This is a genomic window from Candidatus Poribacteria bacterium, from assembly GCA_026702755.1.
GTDB lineage: Bacteria > Poribacteria > WGA-4E > WGA-4E > WGA-3G > WGA-3G.
Window position 1 is genome coordinate 65134 of the sequence record JAPPBX010000087.1, and the last position, 18348, is coordinate 83481.

Below are 18348 nucleotides of genomic sequence, written 5' to 3' on the forward strand. Positions count from 1 at the left end.
AAGCCAACACCAGAAAGGAGAAAAACTGTGAAATTCCTACGACAGATTGCAGATTTCCAAAAACTCGGTCTTAAGAGCATGAGGTATTACGCGTTTATTACAGCCATTTTATTCATAGCAGTGCAAACTGCTTGTGTGACCGGCGGTGGTGGATTGCGCAATGCGGAAAAACTCGCTGAAAGCAAAGACTACCACGGTGCGCTCGAGGCTTATCAAAGCATTGCGAATACCGAACCGGGGACACCGGAAGCCCGTCAAGCACAACTCGCCATAGGTAAACTCTCTATTGGTCAGATGAACCAACCCGCAGAGGGTATCAAAGCCTATGAAGCCGTCATAGCCACCGCACCAGAAAGCGACGAGGCAGCCGAAGCATACTATGAACTCGGCATGCACTATTTTAGGGAAAAGGATTTTAAAGCCTCAATAACACAATTCGACGCAGTCGTCAATAACTTTCCGCAGCTGGAACTGAGTCAAAACGCGCATCTGATGTTGGCGAAAAGTTACGAGGAAGCGAAAAACTATGAACAAGCAGCAGAGGCTTTCGATAGTTTTGCGAACCGTAATCCGAGAAGTGAGCGCGCAGCGATAGCCATTGCGAACAAAGGACGAATCCAGCAACAGTTCCTCAAAGATGAAGAGGAAACGAAACGTACGAATCAATTGCTCGTTAAGAGGTATGGAAAGGTTGAAGGTGCTGAAGAAACCGTTGAAAAGGCAAAAGAGATCTTGAGAGAACTCAATGCCACCATTCCAGAACCGGACAATCCAGAGGCAACACAGTACGGCAGAGAAATAGCACAACAAGAAGCACAGCGGGCGGCCAGACGTGAACGTGACCGACCCCGCGGCGAGGTTGGGAGAAGTCGTGCGATGGGTAATCCGAATGCCCAAATCGCAGATTCCGGATTCGGGATTAGTGCCGGAGAAGTCATGCGGAATTTCGGTGGACAGGGCGGCATCGCAGGCGATGAACAAGGAAGTTACTACGACGCGGAGCTTATGATCGCCAATTTCTTTTATGGGGACGAACACTACCGTGACGCAGGTGCGTTATACTTCGACGCAATTGCGCGGGCAGAAGCCGCGGGAGAGAAGATTGACCCATACAACTATCTCAAACTCTCAATTTGCTACCGAAAAGTTGGGATGCATCAACGTGCGAAACAGGTCTTGAAAAAAGCTGCAAGTCGAGATGGTGGGGTCATTGAAGCGGTCATCAACACCGGACGGAACCATTACACCTCGGAATCATACGAGAAAGCGTTAGAAACCTACAATTCTGTCATTGGAATGGCTCGAGGCAGAGATTCCGAGATTTACTGGCTAATCTCGCTTACCCATAAAAAGTTAGGTGAACCAGAGAAGGAACGAGAGGCTCTTGAGCGCGCTGTTGCGGTAAATCCGCAGAATGCAGATGCGCTACAAAGCCTTGCTGAAGTCCTCCATTACCGGTTGAAGGACCGGAAAACCGCTGGCATCTTCCAAGACCTCGTTGATGAGAAAGGTGATACATATATCGGCTCCAAAACACTTGGTGACCTTACCTACAAGTACGGGAATTATGTGCAAGCCCGCGCCAAGTATAGAGCCGCCGCTCGAACAGCGAAACGGCTGCTCAATCAGTCAGAAAACGATGCAGAAAAGCGAGAACTTCGCAATCAGATAATTTATGCAACTATTCTCGCCGCACGGGCGACCTATCAGCTGAACAAACTGGAAGATGCCCAGAAAATGATTGACGAATTGGCGGTGGAATATCCTGACCACGCTCTGATCCCTTACGGCAAAGGCGAACTCGCGCTTCTCAAGGGTGATGGAGAAACCGCTATTGCAGAATTCCAAGCGTCGATTGAGAAAAACCCACTCTCTGACATTCCAGTGTTAGCTCTTGGAAATTACTATGTTTCACAAGGCTTTAATGATGATGCCATAGCCCTTTGGGAAGGTTATTTGGAAAAAAACCAATATAACCAGAACGTTCGACGTAGCCTTACAAAGTTGAAGGGTGAGGGCGAAAACACCGAAAACGGCGAAAATTAAGTTGGTAAAGTGCGCGGTTGAAAACCGCGCCTATACCTCACGATTTAGAAATAACCAACTTTTTTGAAAAAAACTTGACCTTTTATAATCAATTGGGTATAATTAACAATTAAGATTCTTAACTTCCTAAGCGCGAGCGCGCTTTAATTCACAGATTCCCCTAACGAAACAACGCAAGATGCTGAGGAAAGCGCGCTTTGAGGGAAAATGCGTTACTGGTTGTAAGGTATTATGTGCAACACCGGTTTCGATCTATTCTTTATCTATTCTTTATAACGTGGAAAATATAGAAGTGCTGCCTTTAGATCGAAAGCATCTTCTAACACACCTTGTGAAACAACCATACAAGAAACATTCCCGCGGGCAACATTGCACCTACTCCATCAATACCCTTGTATACCCAGCATTTCGCGCCGTTGTGTATCCCAACGGTAATCTCTCAAGCATTCAGTTGGGGTGTTACATCAGATTAAGTGGCTTTGTCAGTAAACTCGGCTTTCGTGCCTTGTTCCTCCTATGCCTATTATAGTAAAACCTGTAATTACCTATACACCAGCGCAATGGCGAGGTTAATGAAGATTAAAAAATTAATTCGGTAATTTCTTGGCGAAGTCCAGTGCGGTTCCAAACCGCACCTACCGGGTCTGGGGCGAATTAGAATTACCGATTTAAATAATTAAACTTCATCAAACCTCGCCAGCAGCGGATTTTACTATAAATGGCACGGTAGTGAAACCCGGTAGCTGCGGTTTTCAACCGCGCACCAAAAACGATAGAAACCAATTTCAGTAAATTAGTCTATAGGATCAGCCCCGATTCCATTTTAACCTTTTCTTTGTATCCTATTCTGGTGAAAACCTTCAAATTGCGAACCCATTTTTAACATACCGCATATTTGAGTGGAGACAGAGAATTCGTCAGGTTGTCAGATGAACACCACGGTGGAACGATTACCTTGGAACCGGGCACAATGAGGAGTATCAGAAATTATGGAGAGCTTGGACATTGGCAAGCTCCAAGAAATGGAGTTCTCCGAACTCAAAGACTTTGCCTTGACTCTCGGAGTAGGTGAATATACCGGGTTTCGGAAAGAGGAATTAATCAACGAAATTATAGAAGCCAAATCCGAGGGGGACACCCAATTTTACGGTGGCGGCGTTCTGGAAATCCTGGATGACAGGGATCAACGCTACGGCTTCCTGCGTTCATCGCGTTCCAACTATTTGCAGAGTAATGAGGACATCTACGTATCCTCATCGCAAATTCGGCGATTCGATTTACAGAAAGGGCATGTTGTTGAAGGCTTAATTCGTCCGCCTAAGAAGACGGAAAACAAGGCTGAACGTTACTTCGCAATGCTACAAATTGAGAAGGTGAACGGTGAAACGCCAGAAGCGGTTAAGCAGCAGATCCTCTTCAATAAACTTATCCCTATTCATCCGTATGAAAAATTCAAATTGGAACACGATCCGTCAGAATTCGGAACCCGCATGATAGACTTAATCGCGCCGATCGGTAAAGGTCAGCGTGGATTGATTGTCGCTCCTCCGTATAGCGGAAAAACGACGTTGCTGAAAAATATTGCCGCTGGTATTGAAGCGAACCATCCGGAAGTCATTCTCATCTTTCTGCTTATTGATGAGCGTCCTGAAGAAGTTACAGATGTCGCTCGTTCTGTCAAAGGCGAAGTCATCAGCTCGACTTTCGATGAGCACCCCGAACGACACATTCAGGTTGCAGATATGGTGATTGAAAAGGCAAAGCGGTGGGCAGAGTACGGAAAAGATGTCGTCGTTCTATTGGATAGCATGACCCGATTGGCACGTGCACACAATGTCATGACCCCACACAGCGGAAAAACACTGAGTGGTGGTTTAGATGCGATGGCATTTGTGAAGCCGCGCCAGTTCTGCGGTGCAGCCCGAAAATTTGAGGAGGGTGGAAGTTTAACAGTTATTGCCTCCGTACTCGTTGATACGGAAAGCAGGCAAGATGAATACATTTACGAGGAATTCAAAGGTACTGCCAACATGGAAATCCACATGGAACGTTCCTTGTTAGATCTTCGCATCTTCCCACCGATTAACATCGAAAAATCAAAAACACGCCGTGAAGAACTCTTGTTGGCACCAGATGTCCTTAACAAAGTCTGGGTATTACGGAAGTTCACAAGTCAAATGGACAGTGCGGAATCACTCGAAATGCTTGTTGAGCAACTTGGAAGAAATGCCACGAACGAGGCGTTTCTCGAACGGATGGTAGACAATGCGACCTACGGCAACTCATCCGTGAGAAATAACGCGCGTCCGAAGCGGTAAATGTGAATGCCTATCCTCTGCGCTTTACACGCGTGGCTATAAAAATACTGGCGTTAGTTTTACCCGAATCGTAATCAGAAAATTCGGAAATTTTAAACTCAAAGGAGAACACTATGAAACCCGAAATTCATCCGGAAATGGTAGAATGTGTTATCACATGCGTTTGCGGCGCGACTCATGAAACGCTCGCGATTCAACCGCAAATGCGTGTAGATATTTGTGGGAAATGCCACCCATTCTACACCGGGCAACAAGCCCGATTCATTGACACTGCCGGACGCGTTGAAAGTTTCCGCCGACGTTACGGACAGACTGAAGCAGATAACAATTAGAAGTATCATCTCATAGGTCAGTCTATTGATCGGTGTTTCACGAAGATATTCCCGTGCCTTAACAACAGTAGGCACGGGAAATGCCTTATTGCTCACGAAAGAGCACTCACACCCTATGCAGCGAAATACGGATAAACGTCTTTTATTCTAACAGTTAACCGCAAGTTCTAACTTGCAAGTGGTACGAAAAAAATGTTTGAAAAACTCAAAGATATTGAAAACAGATACGCTGAAGTCGAACAGGCACTTGGGGACCCGGCACAAATTTCCAATCAACAACGTTTAATGGAATTATCGAAAACGCACGCGGAACTCTCCCCAATTGTGTCTGCTTATCAAGAGTACCAGCAGTTAGAATCAGCAGTCGAAGATACGCGTTTCCTGATAGAATCGGAAACGGATGCTGAAATGGTAGCGTTAGCACAGGAAGAGTTGGACAGTCTCACTGTGAAACAAGAAGAACTCACCGAAGAACTTAAGCTACTCCTGATTCCGAAAGACCCAAACGATAAAAAGAACGTCATCATCGAAATTCGGGCAGGTACGGGTGGTGAAGAAGCGAGTCTTTTTGCGTCCGAATTGTTTCGGATGTATAACCGCTATGCTGAACGTCAAAACTGGAAACTGGAACTACTCAATTCAAATGCGACAGGACTAAAAGGGTTTAAAGAGGTTGTCTTCTCGATTGAAGGAGAGAACGCCTACAGCCAACTGAAATATGAAGGCGGTATACATCGTGTGCAGCGAATTCCAGCAACAGAGGCGAGTGGACGCATTCACACATCCGCCGCAACGGTAGCCGTTCTCCCAGAAGCAGAAGAACTCGATTTGGCAATCGATGAAGCGACCGAACTGCGAATTGATACCTACCGATCTTCCGGTCCTGGAGGACAAAGCGTTAACACAACCGATTCCGCCATTCGTATTACACACATCCCCACCGGTCTGGTTGTGACATGCCAAGACGAAAAATCGCAACATAAAAATCGCTCCAAAGCGATGAAGATTCTCCGCGCCCGCCTCCAGGAACAAAAAGAATCTGAACTCAACAGTGAAAGAGCCGAAACCCGCAGATCTATGGTTGGCAGTGGCGACAGGAGCGAGAAAATTCGCACCTATAACTTCCCGCAATCTCGTGTAACCGACCACCGGATCCAATTCAGTACCTATCAACTCGATGCCGTTTTAGACGGCGACATACAAGTGTTTATTGAACGGCTAACAACTGCAGATCAGGCAGAGAAGTTGAAAGAGGCTTAAAGCCTCTAACTACGGAACACAAGCTTATGTCGAATAAAATCTGGCGCGTGGTGGACCTACTCGATTGGACGGTGGGGTACTTTCAACAACACGGCATTCCAAATCCGAGATTAGATGCCGAAGTCCTGCTCGGGCATCTGTTAGAAAAAACCCGTCTGCAGCTCTATCTCCACTTTGAAATGCCGGTCTTCCAAGAACATCTCACGCCGTTTCGGGAACTGATAAAAAAGAGAATCGCACACACACCCGTTAGCTACCTAACAAATCGAAAAGAGTTCATGTCTTTGGACTTCTACGTAGATGAACGGGTCCTCATTCCACGACCGGAAACGGAACAACTCGTTGAAACCATTCTCACAACAAAGACGGAGACCCCTCAGCGTTTACTTGAACTTGGTACAGGCAGTGGTGTCATCGCTACAAGTCTTGCGTTGCAACAACCGGAATGGGAAATCGTGGCAACAGACATCTCTGAACCTGCCCTCACAGTCGCTCAGAAGAACGCTGAAACACACGCGTGTACAGAGCAAATCAAGTTCCTATCTGGTGACCTATTTGAACCGATAGAAGCAATAAACACAAACGGAAACACGCGTTTCGATTGGATCGTCTGTAATCCCCCTTATGTGAAAAATACAGAACGGGACACCCTGAGTCCGGATGTCCGAGACTACGAACCGGAGATTGCCCTCTTTGCGGGTGATGACGGACTGGTTGTCATTCGTCGATTGATCGCTGAGGCACCCAAACACCTCGCACCCGGTGGAAAACTCACCTTCGAAATTGGTGAAACACAAGCCGACAGTGTTCGAGCTCTTATCGATGCTGAATCTACCTATTGCACATACGAACTGTTCAAAGACTATGCCGAGAAGGAACGAATTGTTCTTGCAAGTGTGCCATAAAAACGCGTTCTTTGTTTTTCTGCTGCAGTCATAACTGTCCAATTCGGGTTTCTATCCATAAGTTTTGTAAAAAGTTATTTTTCCCTTGACATATTTTGTGAAAATTTTGTATAATAAATTAACCTTTTTCTTTTAGGTCGTTTAGATAACATGAGTAGCGCGTTAATTCTCCACAGCGTGTCATCTTATCTGTTTTTTGAAACGCAACCGGTCTCGTTAACGTTATATTGTATTAGCCTGCTGAAAAGGATCCTTTTAGGCGAAGGAGCAGATTAGGATGGCGCGCCAAATATCTAACGATTTATCTGCTGTCGAAGATACCTACCTCGCGACACAAGCGAAAGCAGGCAATGATGCCGCGTTCAGGCAATTGTTCGACAAGCATTATAAATGGGTTTATAACAAAGCTTACCGGATGCTTGGAAACTACCAAGACGCTGAGGAAGTTGCCTCAGATGTATTCATTAAAGTTTGGCAAAAGTTAGGCAAATGGGATACAGAACAGGGTAGTTTTCAAGCGTGGTTAAACACGGTGGCTCGCAATACGATCATCGATGCGATACGGAAACGGGACCGGATTCGGGAACGTCCGCTCAGTGGCTTACCCGACGATGATGAACAGCCGTTGAGTAAGTATGAAGACCCATGCCCGGGTCCCGAGCAAGAATTAGAAGCCGCGGAAGCGCAACAGATTTTGGAGAGTGCCCTTGAACAGGTCACGAAACCAAACCATCGGATCGCGTGGATGTTGCGGCACCTCGAGGGTTATAGTATTGCAGAGATTGCCCGCATTCTCAACCGTAAGGAAGGAACGGTGAAAATCTGGATCTTTCGGTGTACGGAAGAGCTGCGGAAAATTCTGATTGCAAAAGGCATTCAGTGGATATACTAATTGGAGGATTAACTCATGCGCTTCTGGAAGAAATGGCGGAGAGCCGGTGTCTCGGCTGACGACCTGAAAAAGGCAGAAATGCTGGAAGCTTATACGTGTTGGCTGAAAAACGAAAAGTTATCACGTAAGCAGAAACGTCTGCTAAAGGAAGTCAATAACTTTCCGGAACTTCAGCCATTGAAACAATTAATAGACTTCTCACACTACCGCTTTGAGGAAAGAGAGAATGTCCAGCCGCCGCCGGGTGCCGAGCAGCGCGCGAGAGAACGCGTGATGGCGGAAATTCGGGGCGAAGCACTGGAAACCGATACGGCTTCGGTAGACGGACTGGAGCTGCAACCCGGTTACAGCCCACAAGGTATGGGCAGCGAAACAACTGAGATCATGCAGGTTGACGCGTCTTTACCCAACGCAGACGCATTGCAGAAGTGGGATACCGAACAATCGATTACATCGCCAGAGATGTTGAAACGTTACAACGCAATCCGGACGCTTTCCCGTTTGCACATCCGATTTGAACAGAAGGATGATGATGTGTATGTTACAGATTTGGGTAGCTCCAACACAACTTATGTTGATAGCACACGCGTTGAAACGCCGACTCTTATTCAAGACGGCTCTACGCTAAAATGTGGAAAAGTGAGTTTCAAAGTCGTCGATATTGAAAGGTCATAATTATATAGGGAAAAGGATTGTGTTGTGCATTAGGGCATAAGCCCTTAATGCACTACCATTCCTCATGAAGGCAGTGCAGATAACGCATACCAATCCATTGGCATTATCACATTTTCAGCAAGCAACGCTCAGTTATAAACAGGCTTGCTACGTTGAATCTATCCAACATTATCTCGCTGGCTTGAAATTGGGAGCGGCACAGCATCACTATATTTATGCCGATCTCGCGAAAGCTTATGAGATGATTGGAGAATGGGATACGGCATTGGCATGCTTAGACATAGCCCTTCGGTTATGTCCAGAGTCGCCAACAGCTCTTAGGCGTAAAGCACGCATTCTTGATGAGAAAGCATGTTATGATACACTGATCTGTTTGGACGGCTTTAAGAAACCGCCGCCTCGAAAATTCCTTAAACAATTGCAAGAGAACACCACAAAGTTCTCTAAACAGGTTGTAAATTCGGAATTTTTCAGTCTCACCTGTAATTCCGAGATAAATCCGCAAACGGTGTGGAACATCTGCCGACTCATTTACCGAACCTATTCAGAACTCGGTGAAACATTAGGGTGTTACCCCGTTTCTCCAGTTTCTATCTCAATTGAAAACACAAACGGTGTTGCCAAATCTCGATATTCTCTGCCAAAGTGGGCAAGTGGATGCTACGATGGTAGTATCCGTTTGGCATACTGCACAGCTGGCGAGCCTGTCCTTAGTATCCTATATGCCCTGCTACGACATGAGTGGGTTCATTTGCTGGTTCACCATCTGGCAAACGGACATTGCCCTGCATGGCTTGATGAGGGACTGGCACAAAGTCTCGCACGCCCTATGTTCCAGTCTGAAGGGCTTGAATTGCAAAAAGCAGTTCAGACGGAACGTCTACTTCCGTTTACGGTACTGAGCACACCATTTAGCCTACTCAGTCCGAAATGCCGGAAATTGGCATATATTCAATCCACAGCGATAGTAGAATTTCTCATCCAACAATTCGGTTTCCCTAAAATCCGCACGCTGCTTTACCAATTGAGCAAGGGTACCACGATTGAGACTGCAATTGAACAGGCGTTTGAACGAAGTTTGGTGGAAATCCCGCTTGCAGGCACGTTCTAAGGCACAATTCGCAAATCTCCCACACTGAAACATCCAAAATGACGAAACTCGATATCGGTATTCTCATTCTTGTTGGGTTGGCTGGCGTAAGTTGCTGCCGTGCTGGTTTCACCCGAAGTGTATGGGGTGTGTTCGTTATCGGTCTGGGTTTCTTCATCGCCTGTCAATTTTGGAGCCAACTCGCGTTGTTTCTCCAAAAGTTCGTGAAGGATCCCACTTGGGCAAAATGGCTAAGCATTGTTGTTATTGTACTCGCCACTTCTATTCTTGTTGACTCACTCTTTGAGCGTATCCAGCGGATTCTTGAAAAGGGAGTTCTGGGCTGGGTAAACCGTTTACTCGGACTCGGCTTCGGCATTGCTTCAGGTGGACTCGTTATTGCCGCTGCACTTATCCTATTGAACACATACAGCAGCGAAGGCTTTAAAAAAGAGATTGAAAATTCTCATCTTGCCCCACAACTCATAGACATCGGTAATAACGTTTGGGCAGTTGGCAAAGAACATGTGCAAAAGCAACTGGATACCGAATGAAAACCATCTGCTCTGCTTCAACACAATATAGGCAATATAGGCGTGTGAGTTGTGCCTTGTCTCTTATTTTCTTCTGGGTATTCTGCTTACCGACTGGAATGGCTGTCGGAAACCGTCAGCAATCAGCAGTCAGTAAAGAGATTCTCTTTGATGATGGTTTCCGAGTGCTGAACGCTGATCGCTATTTTGCAGATTCGCTTTTCCAAGCGGGTGATTACCTTAACGCTGCTCATGAGTATAAGCGACTCCTCTTTTTACATCCTGATACCCCTCAAATAGACTTCATAGCATTCCGTGTTGCCGCATCTTATCAGAACGCAGGTAAATTAGAAAACGCGATCCGTGCTTATCAACTGCTGATCGACACATATCCGAAAAGCGTCCTCGTCGCGCGTGCGAAAAATAATATCGCGCAGTGCCATGTTCTGTTGGGAGATAGCGAGCGAGGGATCGCATCACTCACACGTTTTCTCTCGGAACATAAGGAGAGCAGTTTGGCACCGCGCGCACATTTCACAATTGGGATGCTCCACATAGATAAGGGAGAATGGACACAAGCAAGCCATGTGTGGAACGAGGTTTTTTCAACTTACCCAGAAAGTCCTTTTGCGAAAATCAGCGATAGATTAGCACGGACAGTCAAAGACGTTGACACGCTCCCGCGCCGTTCTCCGACGGTTGCAGGCGTGCTTTCAGCGTTGGTCCCGGGGAGCGGACAGGTTTATAGCGGACGGACGATGAACGGACTTTACGCCTTTGTCAGCGTGGCAGTTTTAGGGAGTGCGAGCTTCTATTACGCCGACCAAGAACGTTACGAAGTTGCCGTTCCTGTCGGCGTGCTTGGGCTGTTTCTCTATGGCAACAGTATCTATCAGAGTGTCCAGACAGCACGCGCCTTTAACATCCAACAGGAACGATACTTCCGCAATCGGCTCCAACAGGAAATCCGAGATTCAGGGTTATTCGGGACACTATCGCCTCCAAAAGACGAGATAGCATTCGTCCTATGGAAATCCAGGTTCTAAAATGATAACTGCAAGTCTTTTAATCTCCATCATAGTTTTTGCGACGAGTGCGACTGCTGATGGAACAATTCAGCAATACCGTTACGCAGAGCAACTTTTTGAATCGGGCGACTATCAAGCAGCGAGGCGTGAGTATAAACGCCTTCTGTTTTATCAACCTGATACAGAATTCAGGGATGTAGCGGATTATCGGATCGCACAGAGTTATTACTACCAAAAGGAACCCGACCGTGCTGAACGTCTGTTTCATGAATTCTTAGGCTCCTATCCAAATTCGCCTTTCCGGTTTCAGAGCCAGTTGATGATTGGACAACTCCAATTTGATGCAGGCGCGTATTCACTGGCACGGACCACGCTCTTTGAACTTCTGCACGCAAGTGAGGACACAGAAGTCGTGGCAGCGGCACACTATCTACGCGGCTGGTGTTATGTCCATACGAGCGAGTGGAACAAGGCTATTACAGAATTACGGCGAGCGGATACGCTTCAGATTGATACGTCCCAGAGAAAAAAGGCGCGTCGATTAGCGGATACGCTCCTTGCAGAAACACCGCTGCCACACAAATCACCGCAAATGGCAGGATGGCTCTCCACAGTTGTCCCTGGAAGCGGGCAGCTTTATGTCGGAAGCGTTAAAGAAGGTGTCCTCGCGGCAGCACTGAGCGGAACGTTCATCTACCTTGCGGTAGATGCGATTCGTGAACGCCGATACGTTGACTGTACCGGCATCGCTTTAGTTGGTTGGCAATTCTACTGGGGGAACCGCATCAATGCCAGACAACTCGCTTCCGAATACAACAAAAACTACGAACAGGAACTCATCCAAACGTTGAAACGCCAAGCCAAAGGGGTTTCACCGTAGTGGCAAATGTTGTTTCTTTACCACGCCGCCTGCTTAAGGAATTCCAACGCCATCAAAGTATGCCCCTCTGCATTCGGATGAACGCCATCTTGGGTTGTCCAGAGCGCGCCGGGACGCGCGGCGACTGCCCTGTCAAAAGCGGCATTTGTAGGTATCAGTCTTGCATCAAATTCCACCGCGAGCCTGTGAATACTTTCATTATAAGCATCAACAGCCAATGGACGCGGCGCGTCAACATCTTCTTCAATATAAAAAATTTCAAATAGAAAAAGTGAGGCTTCTAATTCGGTTTTCGCACGCGTGAGAATCCGCCGATAACACTCTTCCCAAACCGGCAAGTAATCCTCTGTCGAAACGCCTTCCGCGTGCTGCCGACTCGCATTGTTAATGCCAATCTTTACCGAGAGCCATTTCGGTTTTTCGTCAATGACATCAACATCCCACCGACTTTCTAAACCCTCAACGATGTCCCCACCGATGCCTTTATTGACATAAGTGATCTGACGTTCTGGGTATTTTGCGGTGATAAGTTCAGTTATTTTGCGGACGTAGCCATTCCCCAACGGAGCGGCATGCGCATCTCGTCGCCCACAATCCGTAATGCTGTCCCCGATAAAGAGCACCTTATCTCCAGATTCAAATAATAAATTACTCACAAAGTACCTCCGAGATATGATATACTAAATTAGCAATCAGCAATCAGTAACAAGAGGCTTCTGTTAAACCAAAACCTCTTTACTGAAAGCCAAAAGCGAAGCGGCCTAACTGCTGACCGCTATCTATAATTTATCACATTTTGGATGATATGCCAATATGAAAAACATCGGTGTTTTACACGTCATCACGGACACGACGCTTCAATCTCGATTTACACACCCGGAACTGGCAGAACTCGCAATTGAAGGCGGCGCGGATACGGTGCAATTCCGGCAGAAACACGGAACGACGCGTGAATTGGTAGCAATCGCACAACAGATGCAAGCCGTATGCACACGGCACAATGTGCCGTTGATTGTGAACGACAGAGCCGACATCGCGCAGGCTGTCAGTGCGACGGGCGCGCACTTTGGACAAGACGATATGCCTGTCTCCATAGGGAGACAAATCCTATCTACAGAAGCCATCATCGGGGCATCCGCCAGAACCGAAGAGAAGATATTTGAAGCGATTACAGAAGGTGCCGACTATATCGGATTCGGACCCATCTATGGCACCTCTTCAAAACCGGATGCAGAAACGGCTAAGGGGTTAGAACGACTTCGCCGAATGTGCGACATCGCAGCGTGTCCCGTTATCGCTATCGGTGGTATTAGCGTACAAACCGCGGGCGAAGTTATTCGGGCAGGTGCACACGGTATCGCGGTGATCTCTGCTGTTTGCGCACACCCCGAACCAGATATCGCAACACAAGCGTTGCTCAACGAAATCCAAGGGGCAAAGTAAACTGAAACATACGGAAACAGATATGGACGATATAATCACAATTGAGGGTGCCCTTAAACTTTTCAGAGAAATTGACGAAACCTATAAGCCTGACTTGGATAAAATTGACGAGGCGTTTGTTCAGAAATTGTGGCAGGAGCAACGCTTTTTCAATACCAACATGGAGACAATTGATCGACGCCCCATTCGCGTCCTAAAACCCGGTGTTTGGAACCATAACGAAGGTCCCGATTTTATGCACGCTGAGGTTGAGATTGATGGGAAACTTCAAGTTGGTGATGTCGAAATTCACGTCCAATCTTCAGAATGGTACGCGCATAAACACCACCTCAATTCCAGATACAATCGCGTTATTCTGCATGCCGTGTTTTTTAACGATGACTTCAATCTACGGACGCGGCTTCAGAACAATAAACGCGTCCCGACCCTCGAATTGCTGAAATGGGTCGCTGTGGATACAGGGGATCTATACGATGATAATCAAGCCCCAGAAACAACTGACGGACGTTGTAGAATAACGGGGAAACAACTGAACATGGAGGTGTTGAAAAACGTTTTTGAATCTTTGGGACGTGAGCGGTTTTTGGAAAAGGCAGAATCAATACGCCTGTTAAGAACGCGCCTCGATTTCGAGCAACTCCTCTATGAAGGTATCATGGAGGCACTCGGGTATGAACGGAATAGCAAGGCATTTCGCGAGTTGGCGCAGCATGTTCCTTTCACTGATCTTGATGAGAAATCAGCGTTAGAAATTCAGGCGATCCTCTTCGGCGTTGCGGGACTCCTACCCTCACACCGAGAGAAATCGTTTCCACCTGAAGTAACAAACGATCCGAGTGTTATCGCATTAGAAGAATTGTGGTGCGCTTCAGAATATGCTGAACTCCCCTCACGCATGACAGAAGCACGCTGGAGCTTTACAGGAAGGCCTGTTAACCGTCCTACCCGACGGATCGCTGCGATGAGTCAACTCATTCAGGCGTGCCAAGGCAGCCTCATGATGTACTTTCTGCCAACCTGTGAAAAGGCGGCAGATGTAGATACACTAAAACTATTACGAACCATCGAAAAAACACTTCGCGCACTGCTGATGCTCGAACCGATCGGCTACTGGGAAACACATTTCGATTTCGGGACAGGCGGTGCCCGTAAAGCAATTCTGATTGGTAAGGATCGAGCCGTGGACATCATTATCAATAAAATTTTACCGGCTGCCTACGTTTGGGCTGTCGAAGCGGAGAGTCAGAAATTGCAGGAGGCGATTCTGCGACTCTACAGTACGGGTTCCAAGTCAACAGGGAACAAGATTATTCGCAAGATTGACAAACAGATTTTCACGACAGATGCACAGCAGATGCGTCACCTGAAACCGACCGCTAAAATTGAGCAAGGCATTCTCCGTCTCCACAAAAACTATTGTGCGGATTGGCTCTGCGACCTATGCCCTATTTTGGAACATGACGCGGTTCTCTCGGAGGAAGGTTAGCATGGATTCGCACGTTAAACCCTTGACAGATGAATCCTATTGGACGACGCTTTGGGATGGGCAACAACATAAAGTTCGTCACCTACGCTGGGCTTATGTAGCGAATCGCCAACTCGCCAAGTTGTTCGACCAGGCACTTTCAGGTTTTAAACAACCGAGGTTAATTGAGCTGGGGTGCGCCGATTCGCTGTGGCTCCCCTATCTTGCCCAGAACTATGAAAGCGATTGTTACGGTGTTGATTTTTCGGAGTTAGGGTGCCAACTTGCACAACGGAACCTTGCCCTTGCCGGTGCAAACGGCACAATCATCTGTGAAGATCTGTTCACATTTGCCAAAAAGCAGCGCGCAACGTTTGACTTTGTTTATTCAATGGGGTTGATTGAACATTTCGACACGCCGCAAGCGATCTTGGAGGAGATGTACAGCCTCCTCAAACCGGGTGGAACAATGCTCACGGTAACACCGAATCTGCGCGGTATGTATACACCGATCGCCCGCGTCGCGAGTCCGAAACTCCTCGCGACACACAAGGTAATCCTGCCGACTGACCTCGATGCAGCATTACAAGACACAGGATTTCACGTTACAGCATTTGGATATACAGGCGGTCCCTTGAAATTGAGTGTTGTTGATTATTCGCCGTGGCGGGCAGTTATTGGTAGATGGGGGCATGAAGTACTTTGTAAATGTGTCAATCTGACGGATATTGTCGTTGGTAATCTTTTAGTGGGATTCCGCGTGCCAAACCAGCAGTTGACTTCGCCTTATGTGTATGCACTCTGCACAAAACCAAATAGTGTGTGATTCAAGAACATGTTTTGTTTTTTTGAGGGTATTGCCTAACTAAAGGAGGTTAACTTATGTTTCTCCGTTTGTTTGCATGGTTCTGTATTTTGAACCTCGTTTTGAGCGTAACGACTGTAAAAGCGGCTCAAATTGCGCTTGTTGATTTTGCTGACCAGTGGACAAAGGTTGACGCGTTGCGTCAGACACTGGATGAATTCAAAGTTGAGTACGATGATTTAACAAAGTCGATTGAAGGTGGGAAACTACCTTTCAAAGCGGAAAATAGAACTTTCTTAATCGGTAGCATGGTAACCAACAGTGCTGAACTCCACCAAAACCTCGACAAGAATGCAAAAACGATTCAGGATTTCGTCGAAAATGGTGGTGTCGTCTGGGAACCGACCCAAGCTGATCAGAACGAAGCGAATGTGGATTGGTTGCCGCCTGGACTGAGTTGTGTTCGGACTGATGCGGACCTTCCAGATGTTAAAATACTGGCAGCGGACCATCCGCTCTTTAACGCACCAAACCGTATAACTGAGAACACATTTAAAGGCTGGGGACATCAAGGCTGGCCTACTGTTTGGGAAGTCATCGGTTCTCAAAAGGGATTTGACGTGTTGATGGAAAGTGGGGGACGACCTGCTATTATGGAAGCAGAATTCGGACAAGGTAAGTTTTTAATGATGGCAATTGCGCCTGATAAATACCATATCGCAGGTAACGATGACAACACGAAAGACATGGCAAAACTTTTCATGGAGAATTTGCTGTTCCATGTTGAAGAATTTGCCGCTGTCGAAGCGGGTGGTAAGGTCACAACGACATGGGCAAAACTAAAAAGGTGACAGGAGATAAATCATGTTGTTCAATATGCCAATACTTTTGTGCGTGATCGGTGCGTCACCAGAACCAGCGGCAAACGAGTCGGACATGGATCCAATCTTGCTCGCCCATCGCGGTTTGGTACGGCACGCGCCTGAGAACACTTTGCCCGGTTTTGCAGCGGCTATCGAGTTGGGCCTGTCGATTGAGTTAGACATCTACCAGACGCGCGACGAACATCTTGTGGTCATCCACGATGGGACTGTGGACCGTACGACTAACGGTACCGGCGAAGTGGTTAATATGACATTGGCAGAAATCCGAAAACTGGATGCTGGAAGTTGGTTCGATCAACGTTTCACTGGCGAGAAGGTGCCAACATTGGAAGAAGTGTTCCAACTCATTCGCGAGCGTCAGCGAACACCATTGACCATTGGACTGAATATGAAAGTCATCTCTCCAGGGATTGAGCAGAACATCGTGCAGCTCGTCGAAAAATACGACCTGCTCGACCAGCTCTTCGCCTTCGGTCAACCCATCGATTCGACTCGCCGCTTCAAAGAAGCCAATCCAAAGCTGCGGACGACAACGCAACACATTCGTAATACCGAGCAGTTCAACGCAGACCTGCAGGATCCACTGGCTGACGACCTGTGGGTGGTATTCGTTCCGGATGCGAAAGCGGTTGAGCAGGCTCGTCAACTCGGTAAGCGCGTCTGGATTAGCCTGCACATCGCCGAGAACCGACCCGACACCTGGGACAAAGCCCGCACCAACAAAGTAGATGGCATTTGTACCGATTGGCCGCTGGAGTGCGGTCTACATTGGCGTTTTACTGAGAAATCCACAGACAATGAATAACAGCGCGATAAGGCATCAACCAAAGGAGGGAAAAATGTTTCCATCTGTTATGAACATAACGAAAAAGGTGATTCTAAACTTAGCCGCTGTTTTAATTGCTGGACTGGGAATTGGAATTCCTGTTGCTGCCCAGACAGTCGTCATCGAAGATGGGTTAATTGGCTACTGGAGTTTCAATAAAGACACCATGAAAGGTAATACGGTAAAGGATGTCTGGGGCGATCAGGATGCCCAGATGATCGGAAAACTTCAAATCGTCGAGGGTAAGTATGGAGAAGCCGTGCGATTGGAAGGAGGCGCAGGTGCCCGTGTCCAAATCACCGATGACATCAAAAAGGCTGAGCTCCCCACAGAGGAGATGACTGTAGAATTATGGGTGTGGGATGAGCAGTTCATCGAATGGGGTGGGTACATGGTAGCCGTTCAGGACAACGGTGCTTTTGAAAAAGGTTGGCTGATCGGCACTCGATGGAAAGCGTTCAGCTTCGCACTCTCTTCAGATGGGGCTGATGATGGCGATGGTCTCTTAACTTACCTCAATTCCGCCAACACGTATGATGTGAATGAATGGCACCATGTGGTCGGAACATACGATGGTAAGGAGATGAAAATCTACGTAGATGGGAAACTGGAGGGCACTTCGAGTGTGCAATCGGGGGTAATCAATTACCCGGATCGCATTTTCTTTTCCATGGGTGCTTATAAAGATGACAACGAGGACTTCGTACACAAGGGGATGATCGACGAAGTGCGTCTCTATGACCGCGCGCTCAGTGAAAAAGAGGTATCGAACAATCTTGAAGCGGAAGGGTTGGCAGTAGAAGCTGCTGGAAAACTGAGCCTCACCTGGGGTCAAATTAAGGCTGCTGCGAATAGATAACCCGTGTCCGTTTTGGAGGGAAGAAATAATGCGTGTCTCTTTCACGGAACAAAGGGTTTTCAATGTGCTTGGAGCCATTTTGCTGGTTGGCTTATTGTTTTTTAGCT

The 18348-nt window shown here is 47.3% G+C and carries 18 protein-coding genes; 17 read left to right on the forward strand and 1 reads right to left on the reverse strand.

Annotated features, from left to right (window positions below):
- The first annotated feature begins 27 nt into the window (after window positions 1-27).
- The 11 genes from OXH39_16480 (at window position 28) to OXH39_16530 (ending at window position 11959) form a co-directional block, all read left to right on the forward strand.
- The gene (locus OXH39_16480; protein ID MCY3552059.1) at window positions 28-2046 is read left to right on the forward strand and encodes a tetratricopeptide repeat protein; all 2019 of its coding nucleotides are present in this window, start codon (window positions 28-30) and stop codon (window positions 2044-2046) included.
- A 989-nt stretch (window positions 2047-3035) separates the two neighbouring features.
- Window positions 3036-4364 (forward strand): transcription termination factor Rho, encoded by a 1329-nt coding sequence (gene rho, locus OXH39_16485; GenBank protein ID MCY3552060.1) that lies wholly within the window; start codon window positions 3036-3038, stop codon window positions 4362-4364.
- Window positions 4365-4477: 113 nt separating this feature from the next.
- Complete coding sequence (rpmE, locus tag OXH39_16490; GenBank protein MCY3552061.1) at window positions 4478-4696, forward strand: 50S ribosomal protein L31; 219 nt, start codon at window positions 4478-4480, stop codon at window positions 4694-4696.
- 192 nt (window positions 4697-4888) lie between these two features.
- Entirely contained in the window at window positions 4889-5956 is a 1068-nt protein-coding gene (prfA, locus tag OXH39_16495) for a peptide chain release factor 1 (GenBank protein ID MCY3552062.1), read from the forward strand.
- Window positions 5957-5982: 26 nt separating this feature from the next.
- Entirely contained in the window at window positions 5983-6861 is an 879-nt protein-coding gene (gene prmC / locus OXH39_16500) for a peptide chain release factor N(5)-glutamine methyltransferase (GenBank protein MCY3552063.1), read from the forward strand.
- Window positions 6862-7138: 277 nt separating this feature from the next.
- Window positions 7139-7753, forward strand: coding sequence for an RNA polymerase sigma factor (locus OXH39_16505; protein MCY3552064.1), 615 nt, complete (start codon window positions 7139-7141; stop codon window positions 7751-7753).
- A 15-nt stretch (window positions 7754-7768) separates the two neighbouring features.
- Entirely contained in the window at window positions 7769-8428 is a 660-nt protein-coding gene (locus tag OXH39_16510) for an FHA domain-containing protein (GenBank protein ID MCY3552065.1), read from the forward strand.
- Between the two features lie 64 nt (window positions 8429-8492).
- Window positions 8493-9539 (forward strand): tetratricopeptide repeat protein, encoded by a 1047-nt coding sequence (locus OXH39_16515; protein MCY3552066.1) that lies wholly within the window; start codon window positions 8493-8495, stop codon window positions 9537-9539.
- 38 nt (window positions 9540-9577) lie between these two features.
- Window positions 9578-10072 (forward strand): CvpA family protein, encoded by a 495-nt coding sequence (locus OXH39_16520; GenBank protein ID MCY3552067.1) that lies wholly within the window; start codon window positions 9578-9580, stop codon window positions 10070-10072.
- Window positions 10069-11097: a tetratricopeptide repeat protein gene (locus tag OXH39_16525; GenBank protein MCY3552068.1), complete on the forward strand. Its 1029-nt coding sequence runs from the start codon at window positions 10069-10071 to the stop codon at window positions 11095-11097. Before OXH39_16520 ends, OXH39_16525 begins: the two co-directional genes overlap by 4 nt.
- A 1-nt stretch (window position 11098) precedes the next feature.
- Window positions 11099-11959 carry a tetratricopeptide repeat protein gene (locus OXH39_16530; GenBank protein ID MCY3552069.1) on the forward strand — a complete coding sequence of 287 codons (861 nt, stop codon included), beginning with the start codon at window positions 11099-11101 and terminating at the stop codon, window positions 11957-11959.
- A 17-nt stretch (window positions 11960-11976) separates the two neighbouring features.
- Here OXH39_16530 and OXH39_16535 read toward each other — a convergent pair whose 3' ends face one another.
- Entirely contained in the window at window positions 11977-12615 is a 639-nt protein-coding gene (locus OXH39_16535) for an SGNH/GDSL hydrolase family protein (protein MCY3552070.1), read from the reverse strand.
- Window positions 12616-12772: 157 nt separating this feature from the next.
- Here OXH39_16535 and thiE point away from each other — a divergent pair, with 157 nt between their 5' ends.
- From thiE to OXH39_16565, 6 genes are all read left to right on the forward strand, one after another.
- Entirely contained in the window at window positions 12773-13402 is a 630-nt protein-coding gene (gene thiE, locus OXH39_16540; protein ID MCY3552071.1) for a thiamine phosphate synthase, read from the forward strand.
- 22 nt (window positions 13403-13424) lie between these two features.
- Entirely contained in the window at window positions 13425-14888 is a 1464-nt protein-coding gene (locus tag OXH39_16545) for a DUF2851 family protein (protein MCY3552072.1), read from the forward strand.
- 1 nt (window position 14889) lies between these two features.
- Entirely contained in the window at window positions 14890-15693 is an 804-nt protein-coding gene (locus tag OXH39_16550) for a methyltransferase domain-containing protein (GenBank protein ID MCY3552073.1), read from the forward strand.
- Between the two features lie 56 nt (window positions 15694-15749).
- Window positions 15750-16523, forward strand: coding sequence for a hypothetical protein (locus OXH39_16555; GenBank protein MCY3552074.1), 774 nt, complete (start codon window positions 15750-15752; stop codon window positions 16521-16523).
- An 85-nt stretch (window positions 16524-16608) separates the two neighbouring features.
- Window positions 16609-17361, forward strand: a complete 753-nt coding sequence (locus OXH39_16560) for a glycerophosphodiester phosphodiesterase family protein (GenBank protein ID MCY3552075.1) — start codon at window positions 16609-16611, stop codon at window positions 17359-17361.
- A 34-nt stretch (window positions 17362-17395) separates the two neighbouring features.
- Window positions 17396-18241 carry a LamG domain-containing protein gene (locus tag OXH39_16565; protein ID MCY3552076.1) on the forward strand — a complete coding sequence of 282 codons (846 nt, stop codon included), beginning with the start codon at window positions 17396-17398 and terminating at the stop codon, window positions 18239-18241.
- Window positions 18242-18348 lie beyond the last annotated feature (107 nt).